Origin of the sequence: Pseudomonas sp. PS02302, assembly GCF_029959585.1 — a bacterium.
GTDB classification, from domain to species: Bacteria; Pseudomonadota; Gammaproteobacteria; order Pseudomonadales; family Pseudomonadaceae; genus Chryseomonas; species Chryseomonas aestiva.
On the sequence record NZ_JASCON010000002.1, the window covers coordinates 51,246 to 72,293 of the forward strand.

General features: G+C 63.1%; 26 protein-coding genes and 2 pseudogenes. 14 read left to right on the forward strand and 14 right to left on the reverse strand.

The window, feature by feature from the left end; genetic code table 11:
- Positions 1-211: 211 nt before the first annotated feature.
- The 3 genes from QMX82_RS01170 (at position 212) to nfuA (ending at position 2,847) form a co-directional block, all read left to right on the forward strand.
- Positions 212-1,213, forward strand: a complete 1,002-nt coding sequence (locus tag QMX82_RS01170) for a response regulator (RefSeq protein WP_282280901.1) — start codon at positions 212-214, stop codon at positions 1,211-1,213.
- 2 nt (positions 1,214-1,215) lie between these two features.
- Positions 1,216-2,181 (forward strand): sensor domain-containing diguanylate cyclase, encoded by a 966-nt coding sequence (locus tag QMX82_RS01175; protein ID WP_282280902.1) that lies wholly within the window; start codon positions 1,216-1,218, stop codon positions 2,179-2,181.
- 81 nt (positions 2,182-2,262) lie between these two features.
- Positions 2,263-2,847: a Fe-S biogenesis protein NfuA gene (gene nfuA / locus QMX82_RS01180; protein ID WP_282280903.1), complete on the forward strand. Its 585-nt coding sequence runs from the start codon at positions 2,263-2,265 to the stop codon at positions 2,845-2,847.
- 59 nt (positions 2,848-2,906) lie between these two features.
- Here nfuA and QMX82_RS01185 read toward each other — a convergent pair whose 3' ends face one another.
- Positions 2,907-3,317, reverse strand: a complete 411-nt coding sequence (locus QMX82_RS01185; protein ID WP_282280904.1) for a PA2817 family protein — start codon at positions 3,315-3,317, stop codon at positions 2,907-2,909.
- 142 nt (positions 3,318-3,459) lie between these two features.
- Between QMX82_RS01185 and QMX82_RS01190 the strand changes: the two genes are divergently transcribed.
- The 3 genes from QMX82_RS01190 to queF are packed head-to-tail and all read left to right on the forward strand — an operon-like array spanning position 3,460 to position 6,009.
- Entirely contained in the window at positions 3,460-4,392 is a 933-nt protein-coding gene (locus QMX82_RS01190; RefSeq protein ID WP_208691273.1) for an ABC transporter ATP-binding protein, read from the forward strand.
- On the forward strand, positions 4,389-5,168 hold the full coding sequence (locus QMX82_RS01195; RefSeq protein WP_208691272.1) for an ABC transporter permease: 780 nt from the start codon (positions 4,389-4,391) through the stop codon (positions 5,166-5,168). Before QMX82_RS01190 ends, QMX82_RS01195 begins: the two co-directional genes overlap by 4 nt.
- A gap of 13 nt (positions 5,169-5,181) precedes the next feature.
- Complete coding sequence (gene queF, locus QMX82_RS01200; protein ID WP_282280905.1) at positions 5,182-6,009, forward strand: NADPH-dependent 7-cyano-7-deazaguanine reductase QueF; 828 nt, start codon at positions 5,182-5,184, stop codon at positions 6,007-6,009.
- Here the strand turns inward: queF and QMX82_RS01205 are convergent, their stop codons facing one another.
- Positions 6,010-6,279, reverse strand: a complete 270-nt coding sequence (locus tag QMX82_RS01205; RefSeq protein ID WP_007158392.1) for a DUF4404 family protein — start codon at positions 6,277-6,279, stop codon at positions 6,010-6,012.
- 219 nt (positions 6,280-6,498) lie between these two features.
- On the opposite strand from QMX82_RS01205, the gene QMX82_RS01210 reads away from it, so the two are divergent.
- Positions 6,499-7,125 (forward strand): MlaA family lipoprotein, encoded by a 627-nt coding sequence (locus QMX82_RS01210; protein WP_273861521.1) that lies wholly within the window; start codon positions 6,499-6,501, stop codon positions 7,123-7,125.
- 59 nt (positions 7,126-7,184) lie between these two features.
- Here the strand turns inward: QMX82_RS01210 and QMX82_RS01215 are convergent, their stop codons facing one another.
- Positions 7,185-7,484 (reverse strand): PilZ domain-containing protein, encoded by a 300-nt coding sequence (locus QMX82_RS01215; RefSeq protein WP_282280906.1) that lies wholly within the window; start codon positions 7,482-7,484, stop codon positions 7,185-7,187.
- A gap of 204 nt (positions 7,485-7,688) precedes the next feature.
- Here QMX82_RS01215 and rssB point away from each other — a divergent pair, with 204 nt between their 5' ends.
- Positions 7,689-8,873, forward strand: a complete 1,185-nt coding sequence (gene rssB, locus QMX82_RS01220; protein ID WP_282280907.1) for a two-component system response regulator RssB — start codon at positions 7,689-7,691, stop codon at positions 8,871-8,873.
- Positions 8,870-9,352: an anti-sigma factor antagonist RssC gene (gene rssC, locus QMX82_RS01225; RefSeq protein WP_208691268.1), complete on the forward strand. Its 483-nt coding sequence runs from the start codon at positions 8,870-8,872 to the stop codon at positions 9,350-9,352. Before rssB ends, rssC begins: the two co-directional genes overlap by 4 nt.
- Positions 9,353-9,364: 12 nt before the next feature.
- On the opposite strand, the gene tal is transcribed toward rssC, so the two are convergent.
- Positions 9,365-10,291, reverse strand: a complete 927-nt coding sequence (gene tal, locus QMX82_RS01230; RefSeq protein ID WP_282280908.1) for a transaldolase — start codon at positions 10,289-10,291, stop codon at positions 9,365-9,367.
- A 47-nt stretch (positions 10,292-10,338) separates the two neighbouring features.
- Entirely contained in the window at positions 10,339-11,349 is a 1,011-nt protein-coding gene (dusA, locus tag QMX82_RS01235; RefSeq protein ID WP_282280909.1) for a tRNA dihydrouridine(20/20a) synthase DusA, read from the reverse strand.
- 243 nt (positions 11,350-11,592) lie between these two features.
- Here dusA and QMX82_RS25840 point away from each other — a divergent pair.
- Both QMX82_RS25840 and QMX82_RS01240 read left to right on the forward strand, forming a co-directional pair.
- Positions 11,593-11,745: pseudogene (locus tag QMX82_RS25840) on the forward strand (Y-family DNA polymerase); the annotation flags it as partial.
- A gap of 55 nt (positions 11,746-11,800) precedes the next feature.
- Positions 11,801-12,271: a hypothetical protein gene (locus tag QMX82_RS01240; RefSeq protein ID WP_282280910.1), complete on the forward strand. Its 471-nt coding sequence runs from the start codon at positions 11,801-11,803 to the stop codon at positions 12,269-12,271.
- Here the strand turns inward: QMX82_RS01240 and arsH are convergent.
- The 9 genes and pseudogenes from arsH to QMX82_RS01285 all read right to left on the reverse strand — a co-directional run bounded on the left by arsH (position 12,252) and on the right by QMX82_RS01285 (position 18,127).
- On the reverse strand, positions 12,252-12,974 hold the full coding sequence (arsH, locus tag QMX82_RS01245; protein ID WP_282280911.1) for an arsenical resistance protein ArsH: 723 nt from the start codon (positions 12,972-12,974) through the stop codon (positions 12,252-12,254). The genes QMX82_RS01240 and arsH overlap by 20 nt on opposite strands.
- The gene (locus QMX82_RS01250; RefSeq protein ID WP_282280912.1) at positions 12,971-13,444 is read right to left on the reverse strand and encodes an arsenate reductase ArsC; all 474 of its coding nucleotides are present in this window, start codon (positions 13,442-13,444) and stop codon (positions 12,971-12,973) included. Before QMX82_RS01250 ends, arsH begins: the two co-directional genes overlap by 4 nt.
- Positions 13,445-13,452: 8 nt before the next feature.
- On the reverse strand, positions 13,453-14,742 hold the full coding sequence (locus QMX82_RS01255; protein ID WP_282280913.1) for an arsenic transporter: 1,290 nt from the start codon (positions 14,740-14,742) through the stop codon (positions 13,453-13,455).
- Positions 14,736-15,110, reverse strand: coding sequence for a metalloregulator ArsR/SmtB family transcription factor (locus tag QMX82_RS01260; RefSeq protein WP_208691262.1), 375 nt, complete (start codon positions 15,108-15,110; stop codon positions 14,736-14,738). Before QMX82_RS01260 ends, QMX82_RS01255 begins: the two co-directional genes overlap by 7 nt.
- A 68-nt stretch (positions 15,111-15,178) precedes the next feature.
- Positions 15,179-15,485 (reverse strand): annotated as a pseudogene (locus tag QMX82_RS01265) (phage late control D family protein); the annotation flags it as partial.
- An 8-nt stretch (positions 15,486-15,493) separates the two neighbouring features.
- Complete coding sequence (gene lspA, locus QMX82_RS01270; RefSeq protein ID WP_282280914.1) at positions 15,494-15,994, reverse strand: signal peptidase II; 501 nt, start codon at positions 15,992-15,994, stop codon at positions 15,494-15,496.
- A 236-nt stretch (positions 15,995-16,230) separates the two neighbouring features.
- Positions 16,231-16,794, reverse strand: coding sequence for a fasciclin domain-containing protein (locus QMX82_RS01275; protein WP_187979306.1), 564 nt, complete (start codon positions 16,792-16,794; stop codon positions 16,231-16,233).
- Positions 16,795-16,868: 74 nt separating this feature from the next.
- A complete protein-coding gene (locus QMX82_RS01280) occupies positions 16,869-17,576 on the reverse strand; it encodes an anti-sigma factor (protein WP_208691260.1) in 708 nt (235 codons plus the stop codon).
- Positions 17,573-18,127, reverse strand: coding sequence for a sigma-70 family RNA polymerase sigma factor (locus QMX82_RS01285; protein ID WP_208694969.1), 555 nt, complete (start codon positions 18,125-18,127; stop codon positions 17,573-17,575). Before QMX82_RS01285 ends, QMX82_RS01280 begins: the two co-directional genes overlap by 4 nt.
- 373 nt (positions 18,128-18,500) lie before the next feature.
- Between QMX82_RS01285 and QMX82_RS01290 the strand changes: the two genes are divergently transcribed.
- The 3 genes from QMX82_RS01290 (at position 18,501) to QMX82_RS01300 (ending at position 20,988) form a co-directional block, all read left to right on the forward strand.
- Positions 18,501-19,241 carry a response regulator gene (locus QMX82_RS01290; RefSeq protein WP_282280915.1) on the forward strand — a complete coding sequence of 247 codons (741 nt, stop codon included), beginning with the start codon at positions 18,501-18,503 and terminating at the stop codon, positions 19,239-19,241.
- Positions 19,242-19,243: 2 nt separating this feature from the next.
- Positions 19,244-20,302 (forward strand): ATP-binding protein, encoded by a 1,059-nt coding sequence (locus QMX82_RS01295; protein WP_282280916.1) that lies wholly within the window; start codon positions 19,244-19,246, stop codon positions 20,300-20,302.
- Positions 20,303-20,403: 101 nt separating this feature from the next.
- Positions 20,404-20,988 carry an EF-hand domain-containing protein gene (locus QMX82_RS01300; RefSeq protein ID WP_282280917.1) on the forward strand — a complete coding sequence of 195 codons (585 nt, stop codon included), beginning with the start codon at positions 20,404-20,406 and terminating at the stop codon, positions 20,986-20,988.
- Positions 20,989-21,048: the final 60 nt, after the last annotated feature.

Consider the following 21,048-nt stretch of genomic DNA (forward strand, 5'->3'; position numbering starts at 1 on the left):
GACGCTGGACAAAGGGTGGCAGCATAGCAAAAGCCGGCGATCGCTCCGGTATCGACAGGTCTGCATGATGAACAGCGCTCATGCAGGGCCGGCGAGTCTTTCATGACGCAGGCACTGGGCGATCTAGAGCGGCCGGTGGGCAAGCCTTCGAAGTGCTGCTTTACTGACAGATGACCGACGTTTACTGTGCGTCAAAACCGCGTCATGGAAGGTGGCCGTGATTCCTCTGGTGATATGCGACGACTCGAACATGGCGCGCAAGCAGCTGGTTCGCTCCCTGCCCGAAGGCTGGGCGGTATCCATCACCCAGGCCACCCATGGCGAGGAAGCCCTCGCGGCGCTGCGCCAGGGTCTGGGTCAGGTGATGCTGCTGGACCTGACCATGCCGATCCTGGATGGCTATGGCACCCTGGCGGCCATCCGCAACGAAGGCCTGGCGGTCAAGGTGATCGTCGTCTCCGGCGACGTCCAGGAGCAGGCGGTGGCCCGGGTACGTGAACTGGGCGCCCTGGATTTCCTGCGCAAGCCCGCCGATCCCGCCGAATTGGCCGCGGTGCTGGCGCGCCACGGCCTCTACAGTCCCGATCCTACGGTGCCGGCGGAACCCGTCCCGCGCCCCGAGCTGGAGGTCAGTTTCCGCGATGCCTTCCGTGAGGTGGTCAACGTTTCCATGGGTCGTGCCGGCGCACTGCTGGCCAAGGCGCTGAACGTCTTCGTCCAGCTGCCGATCCCCAACGTCAACATCCTGGAAGTCAGCGAGCTGCACATGACGCTGGTGGACGCCCAGCGCGAGGATCGCCTCAGTGCGGTCTGCCAGGGCTACATCGGCGAGGGCATCGCCGGTGAGGCGCTGCTGATCTTCCATGACTCCGAATTCGACGATATGGCGCGGCTGGTGCGCTGGCGCGAGGCGGGGGAGTCCGGGGACATCGAGATGCTCCTGGACCTGTCGAGCATCATCATCGGTGCCTGCCTGGCGGGCATCGCCGAGCAGTTCGATATCCGCTTCTCCCAGGGCCACCCGACCATCCTCGGCCACCATGCGTCCATCGACGAACTCATCGTCGTCAACAGGACGCGCTGGAAGAAGACCCTGGCGGTCGAGCTCAGCTACAGCCTGGAAGGCCATAACGTCCACTTCGATCTGCTGCTGCTGTTCACCGAGGATTCGGTGAAGCGCATCACCCGCAAGATCGGCTACCTGATGAGTTGAGCATGGCCGCACAGATCGATATCAACGAACTCCACTGGCTGCTGGACATCGTGCAGAACATCGATGTCGGGGTGGTGGTGCTGGATCTCGACTACCGCATCGAGGTCTGGAACAGCTTCATGGAAAACCATTCCGGGCGGATCCTCAGCGAGGTCAGCCAGCAGTCGCTGTTCGCCGTCTTCGCCGAGATCGACGAGGCCTGGTTTCGCGCCAAGGCCGAGAGCGTGGTACTGCTGGGCACCCGGGCCTTTTCCATCTGGGAGCAGCGGCCCTATATGGTCCACTTCAAGAGCTACCAGCCGATCACCGGCGTGGAAGCCTTCATGTACCAGAACGTCACCCTGCTGCCGCTCCGGGATTCCACCGGGGCCATCGCGCATATCTGCGTGGTGATCTACGACGTCACCGATGTCGCCATCAACAAGCGGCAACTGGAGCTCTCCAACGACAAGCTGCAGGAGCTCTCGCGTACCGATCGCCTGACCGGGCTGGCTAATCGCGGTTACTGGGAAGAGCGCCTCACCGAGGAGTTCGCCCGCCACCAGCGCTATGGCGGCCGCCTGGCGCTGATGATGCTCGACATCGATCACTTCAAGCGCATCAACGACACCTACGGCCATGCCGTGGGCGACCAGGCAATCAAGGCGCTGGCCGGGGTGATCAAGACCCATGTGCGCAATGCCGACATCGCCGGGCGCTACGGTGGCGAGGAATTCGGCGTGGTGCTGCTCGACACCGGCGTGGAGGGCGCGCGGCTGCTCGCCGAGCGCCTGCGCGAGGCGGTGGAGGCGATGCGTCTCGATGTGCTGGGAACGCCCGTCGCCTTCACCATCAGTATCGGCCTCACCGATCTGTCGGTGCCCCTGGGCAATCACGAGCAGATGATCCAGCAGGCGGACAAGGCGCTCTACGAGTCCAAGCATGCCGGGCGCAACCGGGTGACCAGTTTCGTGCAGCGGCTCGATTGAGACGATTATCCGACTGTTTCACTAGGGCTTTCGTCGCGGGGTGGGGTGGCGTAAACTTGGGACACCTGTTGAGGAGTGACCATGAGCGCCATCATCATTACCGACGCGGCTCAGGATTACCTGGCCGACCTGTTGGAAAAGCAGAACACGCCTGGGATCGGTATCCGCATCTTCATTACCCAGCCCGGCACCCAGTACGCCGAGACCTGCATCGCCTACTGCAAGCCCGGTGAAGAGAAGCCCGATGACCAGCCCGTAGGGTTGAAGAGCTTTACCGCCTACCTCGATGCCATCAGCCAGCCCTTCCTCGAGGACGCGCTGGTGGACTACGCCTCTGACCGTATGGGTGGCCAGCTGACCATCAAGGCGCCCAACGCCAAGGTGCCCATGGTCAACGAGGACAGCCCGCTCAACGAGCGCGTCGACTACTACCTGCAGACCGAGATCAATCCGGGGCTCGCCAGCCACGGTGGCATGGTCAGCCTGGTCGATATCGTCGACGACAACGTGGCCGTGCTGCGTTTCGGCGGTGGTTGCCAGGGCTGTGGCCAGGTCGATCTGACCCTCAAGGATGGCGTCGAGCGCACCCTGCTGGAGCGGATCCCCGAGCTCACCGCAGTGCGCGACGTGACCGACCATACCAACCGCGAAAACGCCTACTACTAGAGATAGCGCGTTTTGCGGGTACGAAGGGCTATCGACCGGTTCGATAGCCCTTTGGCGTTTCAGTGGCGCGCTGCGTTATCTGGCAGGGCCAGCAGGCGCTGTTCCTGTGCCCAGTCGAAGACCTCGCCGCGGGATTCCGCTTCGTGACGACGCTCGTCCAGTCGCTGATAGAGCGCCAGCTCTTCGTCCGGCATGAAATGCAGGCAATCGCCGCCAAAGAACCACAGCAGGTCGCGCGGTACCCGGTGGGCGATCTGCGGATAGCGGCTGAAGATCTGGCTGAGCAGGTCCTGGCCGAGATAGGCGTATTCTTCGGGCGCCTGCGGCAGGCCGGCGACCAGCTCGTCGAAGCGGTCGAGGAACAGCGCGTGATTCTCCGACGGCACCTGCTCGGCCGTGCCGACGTCGGCCAGGAGCGCACGCAACTGGGCGAGGAGGGCAACGTGGTGGTCGAGATAGGAAGTGGCCATGGGTGTCTCCTGAAAAAGCGGCTGCGCAGTATAGGGGCACTGTCCGACGTTGTCTGGTTCGACTAGGATCGAACCTTTGCCCTCTGCCGGGGTTATAGGAAGTAGCACTTTTCTTTGCGAATCATTTCTTGCCGGGAGGCACATGAGTCTAGCTCTTTCCATTCGCGGTCTGACCAAGACCTACAACAACGGCTTCACCGCCCTCAAGGGCATCGACCTCGACGTGGTCGAAGGTGATTTCTTTGCGCTGCTCGGTCCGAACGGAGCGGGCAAGTCGACCACCATTGGCATCCTCTCGACCCTGGTCAACAAATCGGGCGGGGAGGTGTCGGTGTTCGGCAACGACCTGGACAAGAATCCGGCGGGCCTCAAGCGCTGTCTCGGCGTGGTGCCCCAGGAATTCAACTTCAACCAGTTCGAGAAGGCCTTCGACATCGTTGTCACCCAGGCCGGTTACTACGGCATTCCCGCGCGGATCGCCGGTGAGCGCGCCGAGGAGTACCTCACCCAGCTCGGGCTGTGGGACAAACGCGATACGCCGTCACGCATGCTTTCCGGCGGCATGAAGCGTCGTCTGATGATCGCCCGCGCCCTGATCCACAAGCCGCGCCTGCTGATCCTCGACGAACCCACCGCCGGGGTCGACATCGAGCTGCGGCGCTCCATGTGGGGCTTTCTCACCGAGCTGAACAAGCAGGGGACCAGCATCATCCTCACCACCCACTACCTGGAAGAGGCCGAGCACCTCTGTCGCAACATCGCCATCATCGACCATGGCGAGCTGGTCGAGCACACCAGCATGCGCAAGCTCCTGCAGAAGCTCAACGTCGAGACCTTCATCGTCGACGTGGTCCAGCCGCTGACGGCGGCCCCGCAGCTGGAAGGCTATCCGGCCAAGTTGTTGGGCGATCATTCCTTCGAGGTGCAGATCGACAAGGCCAGCGGGGTCAACGCCCTGTTCCGCCAACTGGACGCCGCCGGCATCCAGGTGCAGAGCCTGAGAAACAAAGCCAATCGCCTGGAGGAGCTGTTCGTCTCTCTGGTGGAAAAGAATCTAGCCAAGGTCGCCCGATGAGTACCGAATTCCAAGCCAACATGGTGGCGCTGCGGACCATCGTCCATCGCGAAGTGCGCCGCTTCACCCGTATCTGGGCGCAGACGCTGCTGCCGCCGGCGATCACCATGGTCCTGTACTTCGTGATCTTCGGTAATCTGATCGGCAATCGCATCGGTGGCATGGGTGGCTTCACCTACATGCAGTACATCGTGCCGGGGCTGATCATGATGTCGGTGATCACCAACGCCTACAGCAACGTGGTGTCCAGCTTCTTCAGCAGCAAGTTCCAGCGCTCGGTGGAAGAACTGCTGGTCTCGCCGGTGTCGCCCCACGTCATCCTCATCGGCTACGCCATGGGCGGCATCCTGCGCGGTCTGGCCGTGGCCGCGATCGTCAGCGTGCTGTCGCTGTTCTTCACCCACATGCAGGTGCATCACCTGGGCATCATGCTGCTGGTGATTATCCTCACCGCTGCGATTTTCGCCCTGGGCGGCTTCATCAACGCCGTCTACGCGCGCAACTTCGACGACATCTCCATCGTGCCGACCTTCGTGCTGACGCCGCTGACCTACCTGGGCGGGGTCTTCTACTCCATCGACCTGCTGCCGGCCTTCTGGCAGAAGGTGTCCCTGATCAATCCGATCCTGCACATGGTCAACGCCTTCCGCTACGGCATCCTCGGGGTGTCCGATATCCGCATCGGGGTGGCGATCGCCTTCATGCTGTTCGCCGTGGTCGTGCTTTATCTGGTCAGCATCCGCCTGCTCGTGAGCGGGCGCGGCATGCGTCAATGAGTGTCAGAGCGTCATGCATAGCGTAGAACAATCGCCCCTGGGCAAAAGCACCGAGTACGTCAGCCAGTACGCCCCGTCGCTGCTCTATCCGATCCCGCGCGCGCCCAAGTGGGCGGAGCTGGGGCTGGACGGGCAGAACCTGCCGTTTCGTGGGGTGGACGTCTGGACCTGCTACGAACTGTCCTGGCTGCTGCCGTCCGGCAAGCCGGTCGTGGCCATTGGCGAATTCGCCATCCCGGCCGATTCGCCGAACATCATCGAGTCCAAATCCTTCAAGCTGTACCTCAACTCCCTGAACCAGTCGATGTTCGCCAGCCTGGCCGAACTCGAAGCCGTGCTGGTCAAGGACCTGAGCGCTGCAGCCGGGGGTAGCGTCGGTGTCAGCCTGGTATCCCTGGATGATTGGACGGCACGGGGTGTGCAACGGCCCGCTGGCCAGTGCGTCGACAATCTGGATATCAGCCTGGATCGCTACGCCCACCCGCAGGCCGAACTGCTGCGCGTGGGTGAAGCGCGCGATAGTCGGAAGTTTTACAGCCACCTGCTCAAGTCGAACTGCCCGGTCACCGGCCAGCCGGACTGGGGTACCGTGGTGATCGACTATGAAGAGGGGTTGGCGCTGGAACCGGCCAGTCTGCTGCGCTACCTGGTCGCCTTCCGCCAGCATGCGGATTTCCACGAGCAGTGCGTCGAGCGCATCTATCTGGATCTGTGGCGACTGCTCAAGCCGGCGAAGCTGACCGTGTTTGCCCGCTATGTGCGGCGTGGCGGGCTGGACATCAATCCCTATCGAAGCAGTGATGCCATCCAGCCCGCCGCAGAGCGTTACGTCCGGCAGTGATCAGATGCCCATGCTGCTCAGGCTGTTCATGATCGACCGCAGCGTGCCGGCCATGGTCGGGTGACTGACCTCGAAGCGCTCCACCGCCAGATTGACGCCTTCCACGAGGCTGCCATCCCGGGTATGGGTGGCGTCTTCGTTGGCCAGCTGGAATTCGATGTCCCGGATCAGCAGTTCCAGCTCTTCCCGGTCCTCGGGCGAGGCGGGCGGATCCTGGTCCAGCTGGTGGCGGAGGTGGTCGAGTTGTTCCTGCAGATGAGAGGTGGTCATGGGGCGTTTCTCCTGTATTCGGATTCTTTGACCGCAACCTTGGGTCAAAGATCGAGTCACAGCGCCTGGCCCTGAGCCAAACTGGCAAAGCTATGACTATAATCGGCGCCTTTCAGGCGTCTGAGTGCAACGAGGAGAGAAGCGATGACGGTCGAGCGACGTGGTTCCAGGGTCTGGGGAGCGCTCCTTGCAACGGCCCTGACGTTTGCCGGTCAGGCGATGGCGGCCGAAGCCGAGAATCCCGATCCCTGGGAAGGCTTCAACCGCAAGATCTTCGTGTTCAACGATACCCTGGATACCTATGCCCTCAAGCCGGTCGCTCAGGGCTATCAGCGCTTCACGCCCGGCTTCGTGCAGACCGGGGTGAGCAACTTCTTCAACAACCTGGGTGACGTGCGCAACCTGGCCAACGATCTGCTGCAAGGCAAGGTGGAGCACGCTGGGGTAGATACCGCGCGGCTGCTGATGAACACTACCCTGGGCGGTCTTGGTCTGGTCGACGTGGCCACCAAGGCCGGTCTGCAGCGCAACGACGAAGATTTCGGCCAGACCCTGGGCAAGTGGGGCGCGAACAGTGGTCCCTACCTGGTCCTACCATTCTTCGGCCCCAGCAGTGTGCGTGATGGCCTCGGCCGCATCCCGGACAGCTACACCAGCGCCTATCCCTATGTCGACGATGTCGCCGTGCGCAACAGCGCCTTCGCCCTCAGCACCGTGGACACCCGTGCCGGTCTGCTGCAGGCCGAGCGGCTGATCACCGGCGACAAGTACGTCTTCATCCGCAATGCCTACCTGCAGACCCGCGAATTCAAGGTCAAGGATGGCCAGGTGGTCGACGACTTCTAGTCCCCGCCCAATAAAAAAGGCAGCCCGTAGGCTGCCTTTTTTATTGGGGATCGAAGCCTCTAGCGCATTTCCAGCACGGACAGGCCGAGCAGCTGCTTGCCGGAGTTCGTCGCCTGGACGCGCAGGACTTCGGTATCGGCTTCCAGGCCGGGGAGTTCGGCATGGCTGGAGGGAATGAGCACGGTCACCTTGTCGCCGATCTGCAGGCTGGTGGCGGCCTCGATCTGGAAGCCGGTGCTGGACAGATCGACGCAGCGCGCCTCGAAGGAGGCGTCGCCGACCTTCAATACGGCCTTGGAGTCGACATGCATGCGAATGAAGTCGCGCTTTTCACTGTAAGAACGGTCGATGGTACTCATGGCAATCCTACTGCTTGGGAGGATGGATGACGGGTTGCTGGAGGTATAAACTCCATAACGGCACCCTGTAAAGAAATTCCATCCGGTTGGCAAGCTTGAACGCCCCGGTGGATGGGAGTAGTGTCTCCGCCGTGTCGTAATCACCGTGGCCCGTGTCGGATAGTGTCCGCCGGATTGCCGTTCGGGTGCATGCCTGGATCCTCTATGTCTAATTCGCCTGCCACGCTCTTGATCATTGACGATGACGAGGTGGTTCGCCTCAGTCTCGCCGACTATCTCGAAGACAGTGGCTTCAACGTCCTGCAGGCCAGCAATGGCCAGCAGGGCCTGGAAATATTCGAGCGCGAACAGCCCGACCTCATCATCTGCGACCTGCGCATGCCGCAGGTCGACGGGCTGACGCTGCTGCGCCGCATCAGCGAGCTGTCCATCGATACGCCCGTGCTGGTGCTGTCCGGCGCCGGCGTCATGAGTGATGTCGTGGAAGCCCTGCGCCTGGGCGCCGCCGATTACCTGATCAAGCCGCTGGAAGACCTAATCGTGCTCGAGCACTCGGTCAACCGTGCCCTGGATCGCGCCCGCCTGCGCCTGGAAAACGATCGCTACCGGGTCAAGCTGGAAAACACCAATCGCGAGCTACAGGCCAGTCTGAGCCTGCTGCAGGAAGACCAGAACGCCGGACGTCACGTGCAGATGAACATGCTGCCGGTGACGCCCTGGGAAACCGAAGGGCTGAACTTCGCCCACGAGATCATCCCGTCGCTGTATCTGTCCGGCGACTTCGTCGACTACTTTCGCATCGACGAGCACCGCGTCGCCTTCTACCTGGCCGACGTTTCCGGCCATGGCGCTTCATCGGCCTTCGTGACCGTGCTGCTCAAGTTCATGACCACGCGCCTGCTCTACGAGTCCAAGCGCAACGGCACCCTGCCCGAATTCAAGCCCTCGGATGTGCTCGGCCACATCAACCGGGGTCTACTGGATTGCAAATTGGGCAAGCACGTGACCATGTTGGGTGGCGTCATCGACGAAACCACAGGTACTCTGGCGTACAGCATCGGTGGCCATCTGCCGCTGCCGGTCCTGCACACCCCGGAAGAAACGCGATTCCTGGTCGGCAAGGGGCTGCCGGTTGGCCTGTTCCAGGAGGCGACCTACAATGACCACCAGATGGATCTGCCCGAGCGTTTCAGCCTGACCCTCTTTTCGGATGGCATCTTCGACCTGCTGCCGGGAGACAATTTGAAAGAGAAAGAACACAGCTTGCCCGACTACGTCCGCCGCGCCGGCGGTACACTGGCAGGCCTGAGCGAAGCCCTGAATCTGGCATCCGTCACCGAGATGCCCGACGATATCGCTTTGCTGGTGTTGAGCAGGAACCTGGCATGAGCACCGGAAAAATCCAATTTGCCGAGCAGGATGGCACCTTCGTCCTGAAGTTTACCGGCGAGGTGCGTCTGACCCTGTGCTCGGCGCTGGACGCGACCATCGAGCACATCTTCTCGTCGTTGAATTTCTCGTCCATCGTCATCGACCTGACCGAGACGCAGAGCATCGACAGCACCACCCTGGGCCTGCTAGCCAAGCTGTCGATCCTGTCGCGGCAGCGCATCGGGCTGCTGCCCATGCTGACCACCAGCAACCCGGATATCCTGCGCCTGCTGGACTCCATGGGTTTCGATCAGGTGTTCAACATCGTCGAGACGATCCTGCCTTGCCCGGATTGCCTGACCGACCTGCCCCCGCAAGACCAGTCCGAAACCGAGGTGCGCAGTCGCGTGCTGGAAGCCCATCGGGTGTTGATGGGCCTCAATGAATCCAACCGCAACGCCTTTCGCGATCTGGTCAGTGCCCTCGAAAGGCACTGACCGAATTATCGCTTAGCGCTTGCCGGGCAGCAGCACTTCCAGCTTTTCCTGATCGCGCGCGAACTGGCGAATGCCTTCGGCCAGCTTCTCGGTGGCCATGGCGTCTTCGTTGTGCGCCCAGCGGAAGGCAGCCTCGTTCAGCTGCTGCTTGGGCTCGCCACCGGTGCTGTCGGGGTTCAGCACGCGCGGCAGGTCGCCCTGGGCTTCCGACAGCTGCTGCAGCAACTCGGGGCTGATGGTCAGGCGATCACAGCCGGCCAGTTGCTCGATCTGGTTCAGGTTACGGAAGCTGGCACCCATGACCACGGTGTCGTAGCCATTGGCCTTGTAGTACTGGTAGATGCGGGTCACGGACTTCACGCCCGGGTCTTCCGCGCCTTCGTAGTCACGGCCTTCGGCCTTCTTGTACCAGTCGTAGATGCGACCGACGAAGGGCGAGATCAGGAACACGCCAGCTTCGGCGCAGGCGGCGGCCTGGGCGAAGGAGAACAGCAGGGTCAGGTTGGTCTGGATGCCTTCCTTCTCCAGTTGCTCGGCGGCGCGGATGCCTTCCCAGGTGGAGGCGATCTTGATCAGCACGCGGTCCTTGCCGATGCCGGCCTTCTCGTACAGCTCGATCAGGCGATGGGCGCGATCCAGGGTGGCGGCGGTGTCGAACGACAGACGCGCGTCCACCTCGGTGGAGATGCGACCGGGGATCAGCTTGAGGATCTCGCCACCGACGGCGACGGCGAAGCGATCGCAGGCCAGACCGATGTCACCCTTGGCGCCGCTGAAGGCGGCCTGCAGGTGTTCTTCGTAGCGGGGCAGGGCAGCGGCCTTGAGCAGCAGCGAGGGGTTGGTGGTGGCGTCGTAGGGCTTGAGGCGGGCGATGGCGTCCAGATCGCCGGTATCGGCGACGACCGTGGTGTATTGCTTGAGTTGTTCCAGCTTGCTCATGGCAGGTCTTTCCTTCGGTTAACGAATGGACATCGTGGAGACGTGACTCAGTGGCCCCTGAGAAGTTCAGTGGCCTCGTCATACAGGCGCAGCGGTTCAGGGCTGCGATGCAGATCGGTGGACAGCAGTTGACGGAAGCGCCGCGCGCCGGGAAAGCCCTGCGCCAGGCCCAGGATATGGCGAGTAACGTGGTGGATGAGCCCACCCTGTTGCAGATGCGCCTCGACATAGGGCCGCAGCTGCAGCATGACGTCATGGCGGGTCAGTTGCGGGCGCGCGCAGCCGTAGAGCGCGGCGTCCACCTCGGCCAGCAGATAGGGATTCTGATAGGCCTCGCGACCCAGCATCACCCCATCGAAGACCTCCAGCTGCTCGCGGCAGGTGTCCAGGGTCTTGATGCCGCCATTCAAGATGAATTCGAGATCCGGGAAATCCTGCACCAGCTGCGCGGCCACGTCGTAGCGCAGCGGCGGGATCTCGCGATTCTGCTTGGGCGACAGCCCTTCGAGGATGGCGATGCGCGCGTGCACTGTGAAGCTACGGCAACCGGCCTCGGCGACCTGGCCGACAAAGTCCCGCAGGGCCTCGTAGCTATCCTGCGCGGAGATGCCGATGCGGTGCTTGACCGTCACCGGAATGGCCACCGCATCGCGCATGGCCTTGACGCTGTCGGCCACCCGCTCGGGATAGGCCATCAGGCAGGCACCGATCATGTTGTTCTGCACCCGGTCACTGGGGCAGCCGACATTCAGGTTGATCTCGTCATACCCCGCCTGCTCACCCAGCCGCGCCGCGGCGGCCAATTCGGCCGGCACGCTGCCGCCCAGTTGCAGCGCCAGGGGATGCTCGGTCTCGTCATGACAAAGGAAGCGCTGGGCATCGCCGTGCAGCAAGGCACCGGTGGTGACCATCTCGGTATAGAGCAGGGCATGCTGGGAAAGCAGGCGGTGAAAATAGCGGCAGTGACGGTCCGTCCAATCCATCATGGGCGCCACAGAGAAGCGGCGGGACGGCTCAGGACGCGTGGTTGCTGGGTTTGAGGCGGTTTCGGCAAGCATTTGGATAAGTCTGTTCTAGGCTCTTTTGCTACATTTCAGCCGGTTTTGGCAGCCGCATTGCTACAACGTAGCAAGCCTAAAAGGTCATGTAGCTAGGCGAAGCAGGGACGATAGCGTCACTCCGCCGCAAGCACGGGGTGCTGGCGATACGGCCCAACTACGCATAGTGCGGGATGAAGGCCGAGTCTATCAGGAAAGCCAGGCATCCGATTGGAAGCGGACCCTTTAAGTATCGATGAGAAAGTGAGAGATGGCGCGTGTCCAGAGCACAACGGGGTCTTCCTCAGTTTCAACTTCGAGCTCTATGCCGACGTCTCGAACCGGGTGATGCGGACCATCCAGGGGATGGTGCCGGACGTGGAGGCGTATTCGATCGACAAGTGCTGGGCGGACCTCATCGGCATGCTTGGTGTCCTGGGGGCTGGACCGTTAGAGCCTGACGCGAGTGCATATGCCCATCGGCGTCGGGATATCCAGCACCGGAACGCTGGCGCTGGTGAGCGTGCAGACCGGCCAGCACGAACCCGGGGAGCACCGCTACTACCGCAGCCTGTGTATCCAGCTCGCGCACCCGACCGATGACACCTGGCTCCTGGTGCAGGCCGCTCTGGCCCGGTTGTACCCCATCTATCGCGAGGGCTCCGCCTACTCGAAGTGCGCGGTGGTGCTGGGCAGCATCGTGCAGACGGACGAGTTCACGCCGGATCTCTCCGCCCCGGCCGGGCAGGGGCGGCCCAGCGAGCGGATGCGGGTGGTGGACCGGATCAATGCGCGATACGGGCGGCGCTGCACGTGGGGCGGGTGCCCGCCGATCCGGGGTGGCAGATGCGGCGGGAGCTGTTGTCGCGAGGGTATACGACCAGGTGGGGTAAGTTGCCGCGGACAGGTTGAAAGGCCGTCGATCAGATCGAGCGCTGATTGACCCGCGCTGAAAGCGCTTCTGCGCTCTCCTTGCGCTCGGAGTAGCGGTCAACCAGGTAGGCGTCCCGGCCTCTGGTGAGAAGCGTGAATTTCATCAGCTCCTCCATGACGTCCACCACCCGGTCGTAGTAGGCAGAGGGTTTCATGCGGCCCGCCTCGTCGAATTCCAGGAACGCCTTGGGGACCGATGACTGGTTGGGGATGGTCACCATGCGCATCCAGCGGCCGAGGACCCGCAGCTGGTTCACCGTGTTGAACGACTGGGATCCGCCACTGACCTGCATGACTGCGAGCGTCTTGCCTTGGGTAGGCCGTACCGCGCCCAGCGTGAGCGGAATCCAGTCGATCTGCGCCTTGAATACCGCTGACATCGAGCCATGGCGCTCGGGGGAGCACCACACCTGCCCTTCGGACCAGAGCACCAGATCGCGAAGCTCCTGAACCTTGGGATGCTCTACCGGCGCGTCGTCAGGCAGCGGCAGGCCGGATGGATTGAAGACCGCCGTCTCGGCGCCCATGAGCTGCAGGATTCGGGCTGCTTCCTCAACCAGCAGCCGGCTGAAGGAGCGCTCCCGATTCGATCCGTACAGCAGCAGGATGCGCGGCTTGTGCTGAAGCTGTTCCGGCTCGGAGAGCTTATCGACGGTAGGAACGTCGAATAGCGATTCGTCCAGGTTGGGGTTGGTTTCGAGAGTGGCGCTCATTGGATCTCTCCGATCTCATCGAGCGCCTGCTTCAGTTGCGCTGGGCTCAAGGCGTTCGGGTCTAGACGGAAAAAGGCGTCCAGTCTTCTGCGGATCTGAGCCACCGCTGCATCGAACGCGGCCTGGACCTGGTCATTATTGCCGACAACGTCAGAAGGATCCGCCAAGCCCCAGTGGCTTTTTATCGAGGGACCAAAGAAGACCGGGCAGGGCTCGCCTCCTGCCTTGTCACAGACCGTGATGACGATGTCTGGCGGGTTGCCTTCAAAGGTCTCGGACCCTTTGCTGTAGAGGCCGGAGGTATCGATGCCCAGGCCCTCCAGCGTCTGGACCGCGATAGGGTTCAACCGTCCGCTAGGAAAGCTGCCTGAGCTCACGGCAAAGCAGCCAGCAGGCGCAAGGTGGTTGAAGAGACCTTCAGACAGAACGCTGCGGCAGCTATTGGCCGTGCACATAAAGAGGACTTTCATGGCTTCTCCTACGGATGAATGCTGAGGCGCACGGCCAGGGCGGCGAGGGTGGCGATCAGGATGGGAAAGGTGAGCACGCAGCCCACTCGGAAGTAGTAGCCCCAGGTGATCCGGATGCCTTTCTGGGCCAGGACGTGGAGCCAGAGCAGGGTGGCCAGGCTGCCGATCGGCGTGATCTTCGGACCCAGATCGCACCCGATGACGTTGGCGTAGATCATGGCCTGCTGGACGACCCCGCTGGCCTCACTGCCCTGGATGGACAGGGCGCCGATCAAGACGCTGGGCATGTTGTTCATGATCGAGGAGAGCAGCGCAGCGGTGAGGCCGGTGGCCAGGGTGGCCGACCACAGGCCATGACTGGCGAAGGTGTTGAGCAGGGAGGAAAGGGCTTCGGTGAGCCCCGCATTGCGCAGGCCGTAGATCACCAGGTACATGCCCAGCGAGAAGAGCACGACCTGCCAGGGGGCATTGGCCAGTACCTGGCGTGTGGAGATGACCGATCCCTTGCCGGCGATGACGAGCAGCACAGCTGCACAGACCGCTGCCACTGCACTGATCGGAATCCCGAGCGGCTCCAGGGCGAATAGCCCGACCAGGAGGAAACCCAGGATCCACCATCCCGCATGGAAGGTAGCGCGATCGCGAATGGCGTTCTGCGGCTGTTCGAGCGCGTGCGGGTCGTAAGACGCCGGGATGTCCTTGCGGTAGAACAGCCACAGCATCAATAGCGTCGCGGCGACGCTGACGATATTGACCGGCCACATGATCGAGGCGTATTCGCCGAAGCCGATCTGAAAGAAGTCAGCGGAGACGATGTTGACCAAGTTGGACACCACCAGTGGGAGGCTGGCCGTATCGGCGATGAAGCCCGCAGCCATGACGAAGGCAAGCGTCGAGGCCGGACTGAAGCGCAGCGCTACCAGCATGGCGATCACGATGGGTGTCAGGATGAGGGCTGCGCCGTCGTTGGCGAACAGGGCGGACACGACTGCGCCCAGCAGGATCATGTAGGCGAACAGCCTGCCTGAGTTGCCGCGTCCCCAGCGGGCGACATGGAGCGCTGTCCACTCGAAAAAGCCCGCTTCATCCAGCACCAGGCTGATGATGATCACGGCGATGAAGGTAGCCGTCGCATTCCAGACGATGTTCCAGACAACGGGGACGTCGGCCAGGCTGACGGTGCCCGTCAGTAGCGCCAGTACCGCACCGCCCGCTGCGCTCCAGCCCACGCCAAGCCCTCTCGGTTGCCAGATCACCAGTACCAGGGTCAGAACGAAGATCGATGCAGCAATCAGCATGACGCGGTCTCCACCGCGCCTGGCGGGCAGCAAGCAGCCTGCCTGGTAGGCCGGCTGTCCATTGCGGCGAGGCGATCCATCTGAGGCTGTACCCACGGCAGGTTTGTCCTGAGCGTCAGCTCCAGAACCTCCCGGGCCCAGGCGGGTAGTTGGGGGTGCAGCCGGTAGTAGATCCACTGTCCTTGGCGCCGATCCTCAAGCAATCCGCAGGCGCGTAGCTGCGCAAGGTGGCGTGAGACTTTCGGCTGGCTGTCATCGAGCGCGTGGATGAGTTCGCACACGCACAATTCCGCTTCGGCGCAGAGCATGAGCATGATGCGCCCGCGCGTATCGTCAGCGAGACATTTGAAGAAGCTGGTGGGGGACATAGCCGGAGCCTTGAATATATGAAAATCCGTATATACGAAAATACACATGTATCAGCTGGCGGTCTAGCTTCCGGCAGCTTGGCTTCCAGCTCGAGGCGGATGGTGTAGCCGCCGTCTGCGATGAAGCTGTGCTGCGCGCTTCCTCCGTACCAGATACTCGGCCTTCACGCCCTGCAGGGGGTAGGTGAGTTCGGGCATGAGCTCAGGACGGCCCGGGACGAGTTGGTAGGCGAAGGTGTGGCGCAGGTCCTTCACGTTGTCGCCACCGCCGGCAATGGCCTCCTGCTTTTTAGCGCTGTAGATGTCGTGGCAGAAGGCCCGCATGGCGTCGTGGCTCTCGCGAGCAGCCCTGCAGTTACCGTGCTGGTCGTCGTCTTCGCAGATCAGGCTAGCGCCTTCTGTTCTTTCGAAAATCCTGACAGGGCCAGGTAGGCTACACCTGCCATGATCGCTACGTCTGCGAGGTTGAAAACGCCCGTATGGAGTGAACCTAGGTTCAGGACCAGGTAGTCGACAACGTGGCCATCGCGAAAGCATCTATCGATGAGGTTCGAACCGCCTCCAAGAGCGATCAGATACAACGCCGCCGAGCGACCTGGGGACTGCTGCCAATGCGAGAGCGCCCAGTAGATAACGCCTGCCACAGCTGCCAGTGCGCAAAGGAATATCACTGATTTCACTGTCTGTGGCAGATCCTGACCGATGCTGAGGAAGGCGCCAGGATTCAGACTCAGGACCACATCCATCCATAGGCTGGAGGTGCCAAGCCGATAGGAGATTGCCGCAAGTTGAGCCAATGCAGCGAGCTTAATCAGTTGGTCTACCGCTACAAAAGCCAGTCCCGCCCCTACAATAGCCCAGAGGGTCCAGGTGCTCCGCTTCATCGAAATCTCCATCTATGTACGCTGGTCGGCGGCATGATCGCATCTAAGCTGCCTTTTGACTTCGCAGATGGTTATTTCGTCGAGCATCCAGGAGGTACGAGAGCCGGGCGCGTCTTGCGTAGCTGACTAGCCGGAATGCGGTCTGGCATGGCTTGCGATGGAAGTGGCAACCGCCCGCCAGTCGATGTCAAATAGAAGCGGACACCCCTCACAGGTGTCCGCATACCGCCTGCCGCTTACTTCGGCATCAGCACGGTATCGACCACGTGGATCACGCCGTTGGACTGCATCACGTCGGCGATGGTGACGGCGGCCTTGCCGCCCTTGGCGTCGACCAGCCAGAGCTTGCCGTCATGCAGCTTCACGGTCAGGTCTTCGCCCTGGACGGTTTTCAGCTTGGTCATGCCGCCATGCATCTTGGCCTCGGCCATCAGTTGTTTGGCGGTGTGGGTGCCGGGCACCACGTGGTAGGTCAGGATCTTGGTCAGGTCGGCCTTGTGCTCGGGCTTTACCAGGGTATCGACGGTGCCGGCGGGCAGCTTGGCAAAGGCTTCGTTGGTCGGGGCGAAGACGGTGAAGGGACCGCTGCCGTTGAGGGTGTCGACCAGGCCCGCCGCCTTGACGGCCGCCACCAGCGTGGTGTGGTCCTTGGAGTTGACCGCGTTCTCGACGATGGTCTTGGAGGGGTACATGGGCGCGCCACCGACCATGACGGTATCGGCAGCGAAGCTGAGCGGGGCGGTGGCACCTAGGATCGCGAGACTGGCTACCACGGCGATACGCTTGAGCAAGGTGTGCATGTTGCGTCTCCTGAGTTCTTCGGCCCTCCGGATGAGGGTGATGAATGTACGGAGCAGCCCGGCAAACGGATGCATCAAAGCGCGATTATTTTTCCCTGGGCGATGACCGGTCCCGTCGGCAAGCCTGTCGGCGAACCGGCTGGCGGCTCAAGGGAGACCGCCAGTACCGTCCCTGGCGTCAGTGCCGATGCGAGTCCGGCGGGCACGGGCAGGGTTACGCCCTTGGCGTCGTCGAGCAGGCCCAGCGAGTGGGGCTTGCCATCCGTCGTGATGATCCAGGCCTCGGCGCTCCTGTCTGGCCAATCCGGCTTGCCGGTGGGCACGAACAGCAGTTGTCTGCCGTCGCCCTGCAGGGTGACGCTGAACGCCAGGCTGCCGTTGCTCTGTTCCAGTCGGGCGAGCAGGGCGGGCGCCGCAACCTGGACCGGACGCACTAGCACAAGCAGCGCCAGCACGAGGGTGGCGGCCAGCGCCAGCCCGGTCGTCCAGCGCCACAGGCGCGGGTTGTTCCAGCGGCGGCCTGGGCTGGCTGCCGGTTCCTCCGTCGGGAAGAGCCGTTGCTGGATACCTTGCCAGACGTGAGCCGGCGGTTCGACGACCGGAAACTCGTTGAGCCAGTCGGCGAAATGCCGTTGCCAGGCCGCCAGTTGCGCCTGGTGTTCGGGATCCTGCCGCACGAGCTCTTCCACCTGCAGGCGTTCTTCCGCGGACAGTACGCCCAGGGCGTATTCCGCGACGAGCAGCGCCTGTCGCTCGGAAGGTGGGATCTCCTTGTCGTTCATAGGCCCAGGCACGCGCGCAGTTGCAGGAGGCCACGCCGAATCCAGCTTTTCATCGTGCCGAGCGCGATACTGTGGCGGGCGGCCAGTTCGGCATAGGAATAGCCCTCGAAAAAGGCGACCCGGATATAGGTCTGCTGGTCCTTGCCCAGGGTTTTCAGGCAGAGCTCGATCTGGCGACGCTGGCGATGGGCTTCGAAATCTTCGGCGACGGACTGGGTTGCCGGCCACTCGGCCAGGCTGTCGAGCGGCTCGTGACGATGCTGGGCGCGACGTCGATCGATGGCCTTGTGTCGCGCCAGGGTCGCCATCCAGGTCAGGGCGCTGGAACGTGTGGCGTCAAAGGTACCGGCCTTGAGCCAGATGGCGGTATAGGCCTCCTGCAGGACCTCTTCCGTCTCCGCACGGTCTCCCACGTAGTGCAGGCAGACGCCGAACAGCCTGCTCGAGGTCACGCGGTAGAGCGTTTCGAAGGCCAGGCGATTGCCCTGGCCGCAGGCTTGCAGCAGGACATTGAGCGCGACGGGCTCGGGATTGGTTTCAGGGCTGGCCAATACGGCTGATCTGCTCGTCAAGGAAGGCGTTCCGAAAGGAGGCGCAACAAAGGTGGCCGGGCGTTAGCCCAACCAGTGCTGAGCCGCAATAGGCCCGGAAGTGCTGTACTTGACGGCGCCATTGCCTGGGACAACCACGGCAGCGAGGGCGATCTGTCCGATTTACCATCGAACGGGCGGCTTCGCAATCGCGATTACTCTGGTAGGCGAACGCCCTCTCGACTGGCGCGGGGTTCAAGGGCCTGGCCGGCCTCGTCTTCCGTATCCACCCCTTGACCACCTTTACACAAGGCTACATGCCAGCCCGTAGCTGCCTCGCGGGCGGAGCGGCTAGCATGCACTTCCAGATCGTCCGACTGTTCAGGTAGCCCCGATGTCGCTGTCATCCGAATCCCCGCGCTGGACCTCGCGCATCCTGCTGGTGGATGACGATCCGTCGATCCGTGAGTTGATCTGCGGCTATCTGGCGCGTTTCAGCATCAACGCCCGGGGGGTGGGTGACGGCCTGGAGATGCGCCGGGCGCTGGCGGAGGAGGCCTTCGATCTGGTGGTGCTGGATCTGATGCTGCCAGGGGAGGACGGGCTTTCCCTCTGTCGTTCGCTGCGGCGCGACAGTGGCATTCCCATCCTGATGCTGACCGCCCAGTGCGAGCCGGCGGATCGCATCATTGGCCTGGAGCTGGGCGCCGACGACTATATGGCCAAGCCCTTCGAGCCCCGGGAACTGGTCGCGCGGATCCAGTCGGTGCTGCGCCGGACCCAGGATGGCCGCGTGCCCCAGCGCAAGGCGCCGCGGACCAGTATCAGCTTCGATGGCTGGAAACTCGATGGCGTCCTGCATCAGCTGCACTCGCCGGCCGGGATGATGGTACCCCTGTCCAATGCCGAGGTGCGGCTGCTGTGGGTCTTCATCGAGCAGCCGCGCCAGGTCCTGAGCCGCGAGCAGTTGCTCGACGCCACCCGCGGCAGGGCGATCGAGGCCTTCGATCGCAGCATCGATCTGCAGGTGTCGCGGCTGCGCAGCAAGCTGGGCGACGATCCCCGCGCGCCGCAGTTGATCAAGACGGTGCGCGGCGAGGGCTATCTGTTCGATGCCAGGCAGGTAGGGCACTAGCCGTGCGTCGCCTGGATACGCTGTTCGCCCGCCTGTTCGCGGTCTTTCTGCTGGCCATTCTGCTGGGCCACCTGCTGGCTTTCTTCTGGTTTCGGCATGGACTCGGCGAGCGACCGCCGCCACCGCCGCCACCCATGGAGGGCGAAGCCGCCTTCGATCGGCCACCGCCGCCCGGGCCTTTCCCGCACCGGGAGCCCGGCGTCTGGCGGCGCATCGAGTGGTTTCTGGGCGGCCCGCTGATCTTCCAACTGGGCTCGCTGGTGATCGCCGCCTGGCTCGGTGCACGGTTGCTGACTCGGCCGCTGCGCCAATTGACCGAAACCGCCGAACATTTGAGCCACAACCTCGATGGCTCGCCCATTCCCGTCACCGGGCCCTGGGAGACCCGCGAGGCCGCACGGGCGCTCAACCGCATGCACCAGCATCTGCTCCAACAGCTCCAGCAGCGTGGGCGCATGCTCACGGCCATCTCCCATGACCTGCGCACGCCCCTGGCGCGGGTGAAGCTGCGCATCGAGGACATCGACGATCCGCGCCTGCATGCCCGGGTCAGCCAGGACGTGGATGACATGATCGAGTTGCTCGACGGCACCCTGAAGTACCTCCGCGAACAGCACCGTCAGGAGCGCCCCATCCTCTGCGACGTTCAGGCGCTGGTCGAGGCCATGGCCGAAGACGCGGCCGAGGAGGGCGCCCAGGTCGCTGTCGAGGGCAGCTGCCAGCCGTGGAAGGTGGCGCCTATGGCATTGCGCTCCTGCCTGGGCAATCTGCTGCAGAACGCCCTGCGCTACGCCGGCCAGGCCGAGATCCGCCTGAGCGAGCAGCCGGAGCGGCTGCTGATCTCCATCCTCGACCGCGGGCCGGGGATACCGGCCCAGTATCGGGAAGCTGTGTTCGAACCCTTCTATCGCCTGGAGGGCTCGCGCAATCGATCCTCTGGTGGGACCGGGCTGGGACTGGCCATCGCCCGGGAAGCGGCGGCGCACATGGGCGGCGAGCTGACCCTCGGGGAAACGCCCGGCGGCGGCCTGACCTGCCAGGTGGTGCTGCCACGCCCCTGATGTATCGCCGGGCATACAAAGTGACCAAATGGCTGACATCTGCCCGGCGGATACTGGGCGGAGCGGAACACTGATGTCCGCATTTCCCGGGAGAGACATCCATGATCAGCGGAATAGGCAGTGGCTACTCCAGCTACTACAGCAGTGCCAGCGCGATCAGAGGCACAGCTACGACAGCGTCCGGAAATAGCGTCAGCGGAGGTGAAGACGGCAATCCGTTGAAGACGCTGTTCGGCAAGCTCGACAGCGATGGCGACGGCGCCATCAGCAAGAGCGAACTTACCACCGCCGCCAGCGCGGCGAGCGATACCCAGACGAATACCGACGAGAGCGGGGCGATCGACGTCGACAAGCTGCTCGGCATGCTCGACCAGGATGGCGATGGCAGCGTCGACGAAAGCGAATTCGCTTCGGCCTTCGCACCGCCGCCCGGTGGACCCCAGGGACAAAGGGGCGCAGAGGAATCCGGCGATTCCAGCGTCGCCGGACCGGGCGGTTCAGCGCGTCCGCGCATGCCGCCACCGCCGCAGGCGAACGGGCAAGGGGACAGCGAGGCCGATTCCAGCGCTCAGGCGTCGTCGAGCCCCTATACGCAACTGGTCCAGGCGGTATTGCGCCAGTACCAGAGTATTGGCAGCAACGGCAGCAGCATTGCCACGGGCAGCACCTTGAACGTGGCCGCCTGAGTAGAGATCGGCGACGCAGGGCAGGGCGGCCAACGGCCGTCCAGTCTGCGCTATCACCTG

Coding starts and splice junctions, on each gene's coding strand:
- QMX82_RS01290 (WP_282280915.1), top strand. CDS start 18,501: ATGTCGCTGTCATCCGAATCCCCGCGCTGGACCTCGCGCATCCTGCTG.
- QMX82_RS01190 (WP_208691273.1), top strand. CDS start 3,460: ATGAGTCTAGCTCTTTCCATTCGCGGTCTGACCAAGACCTACAACAAC.
- QMX82_RS01275 (WP_187979306.1), bottom strand. CDS start 16,794: ATGCACACCTTGCTCAAGCGTATCGCCGTGGTAGCCAGTCTCGCGATC.
- queF (WP_282280905.1), top strand. CDS start 5,182: ATGCATAGCGTAGAACAATCGCCCCTGGGCAAAAGCACCGAGTACGTC.
- QMX82_RS01175 (WP_282280902.1), top strand. CDS start 1,216: ATGGCCGCACAGATCGATATCAACGAACTCCACTGGCTGCTGGACATC.
- QMX82_RS01195 (WP_208691272.1), top strand. CDS start 4,389: ATGAGTACCGAATTCCAAGCCAACATGGTGGCGCTGCGGACCATCGTC.
- QMX82_RS01205 (WP_007158392.1), bottom strand. CDS start 6,279: ATGACCACCTCTCATCTGCAGGAACAACTCGACCACCTCCGCCACCAG.
- dusA (WP_282280909.1), bottom strand. CDS start 11,349: ATGCTTGCCGAAACCGCCTCAAACCCAGCAACCACGCGTCCTGAGCCG.
- QMX82_RS01185 (WP_282280904.1), bottom strand. CDS start 3,317: ATGGCCACTTCCTATCTCGACCACCACGTTGCCCTCCTCGCCCAGTTG.
- QMX82_RS01255 (WP_282280913.1), bottom strand. CDS start 14,742: ATGCTGATTGCTGCATCGATCTTCGTTCTGACCCTGGTACTGGTGATC.
- QMX82_RS01215 (WP_282280906.1), bottom strand. CDS start 7,484: ATGAGTACCATCGACCGTTCTTACAGTGAAAAGCGCGACTTCATTCGC.
- rssC (WP_208691268.1), top strand. CDS start 8,870: ATGAGCACCGGAAAAATCCAATTTGCCGAGCAGGATGGCACCTTCGTC.
- arsH (WP_282280911.1), bottom strand. CDS start 12,974: ATGAGCGCCACTCTCGAAACCAACCCCAACCTGGACGAATCGCTATTC.
- QMX82_RS01210 (WP_273861521.1), top strand. CDS start 6,499: ATGGCGGCCGAAGCCGAGAATCCCGATCCCTGGGAAGGCTTCAACCGC.
- QMX82_RS01300 (WP_282280917.1), top strand. CDS start 20,404: ATGATCAGCGGAATAGGCAGTGGCTACTCCAGCTACTACAGCAGTGCC.
- nfuA (WP_282280903.1), top strand. CDS start 2,263: ATGAGCGCCATCATCATTACCGACGCGGCTCAGGATTACCTGGCCGAC.
- rssB (WP_282280907.1), top strand. CDS start 7,689: ATGTCTAATTCGCCTGCCACGCTCTTGATCATTGACGATGACGAGGTG.
- QMX82_RS01260 (WP_208691262.1), bottom strand. CDS start 15,110: ATGTCCCCCACCAGCTTCTTCAAATGTCTCGCTGACGATACGCGCGGG.
- lspA (WP_282280914.1), bottom strand. CDS start 15,994: ATGAAGCGGAGCACCTGGACCCTCTGGGCTATTGTAGGGGCGGGACTG.
- tal (WP_282280908.1), bottom strand. CDS start 10,291: ATGAGCAAGCTGGAACAACTCAAGCAATACACCACGGTCGTCGCCGAT.
- QMX82_RS01240 (WP_282280910.1), top strand. CDS start 11,801: ATGCCCATCGGCGTCGGGATATCCAGCACCGGAACGCTGGCGCTGGTG.
- QMX82_RS01250 (WP_282280912.1), bottom strand. CDS start 13,444: ATGAAAGTCCTCTTTATGTGCACGGCCAATAGCTGCCGCAGCGTTCTG.
- QMX82_RS01280 (WP_208691260.1), bottom strand. CDS start 17,576: ATGAACGACAAGGAGATCCCACCTTCCGAGCGACAGGCGCTGCTCGTC.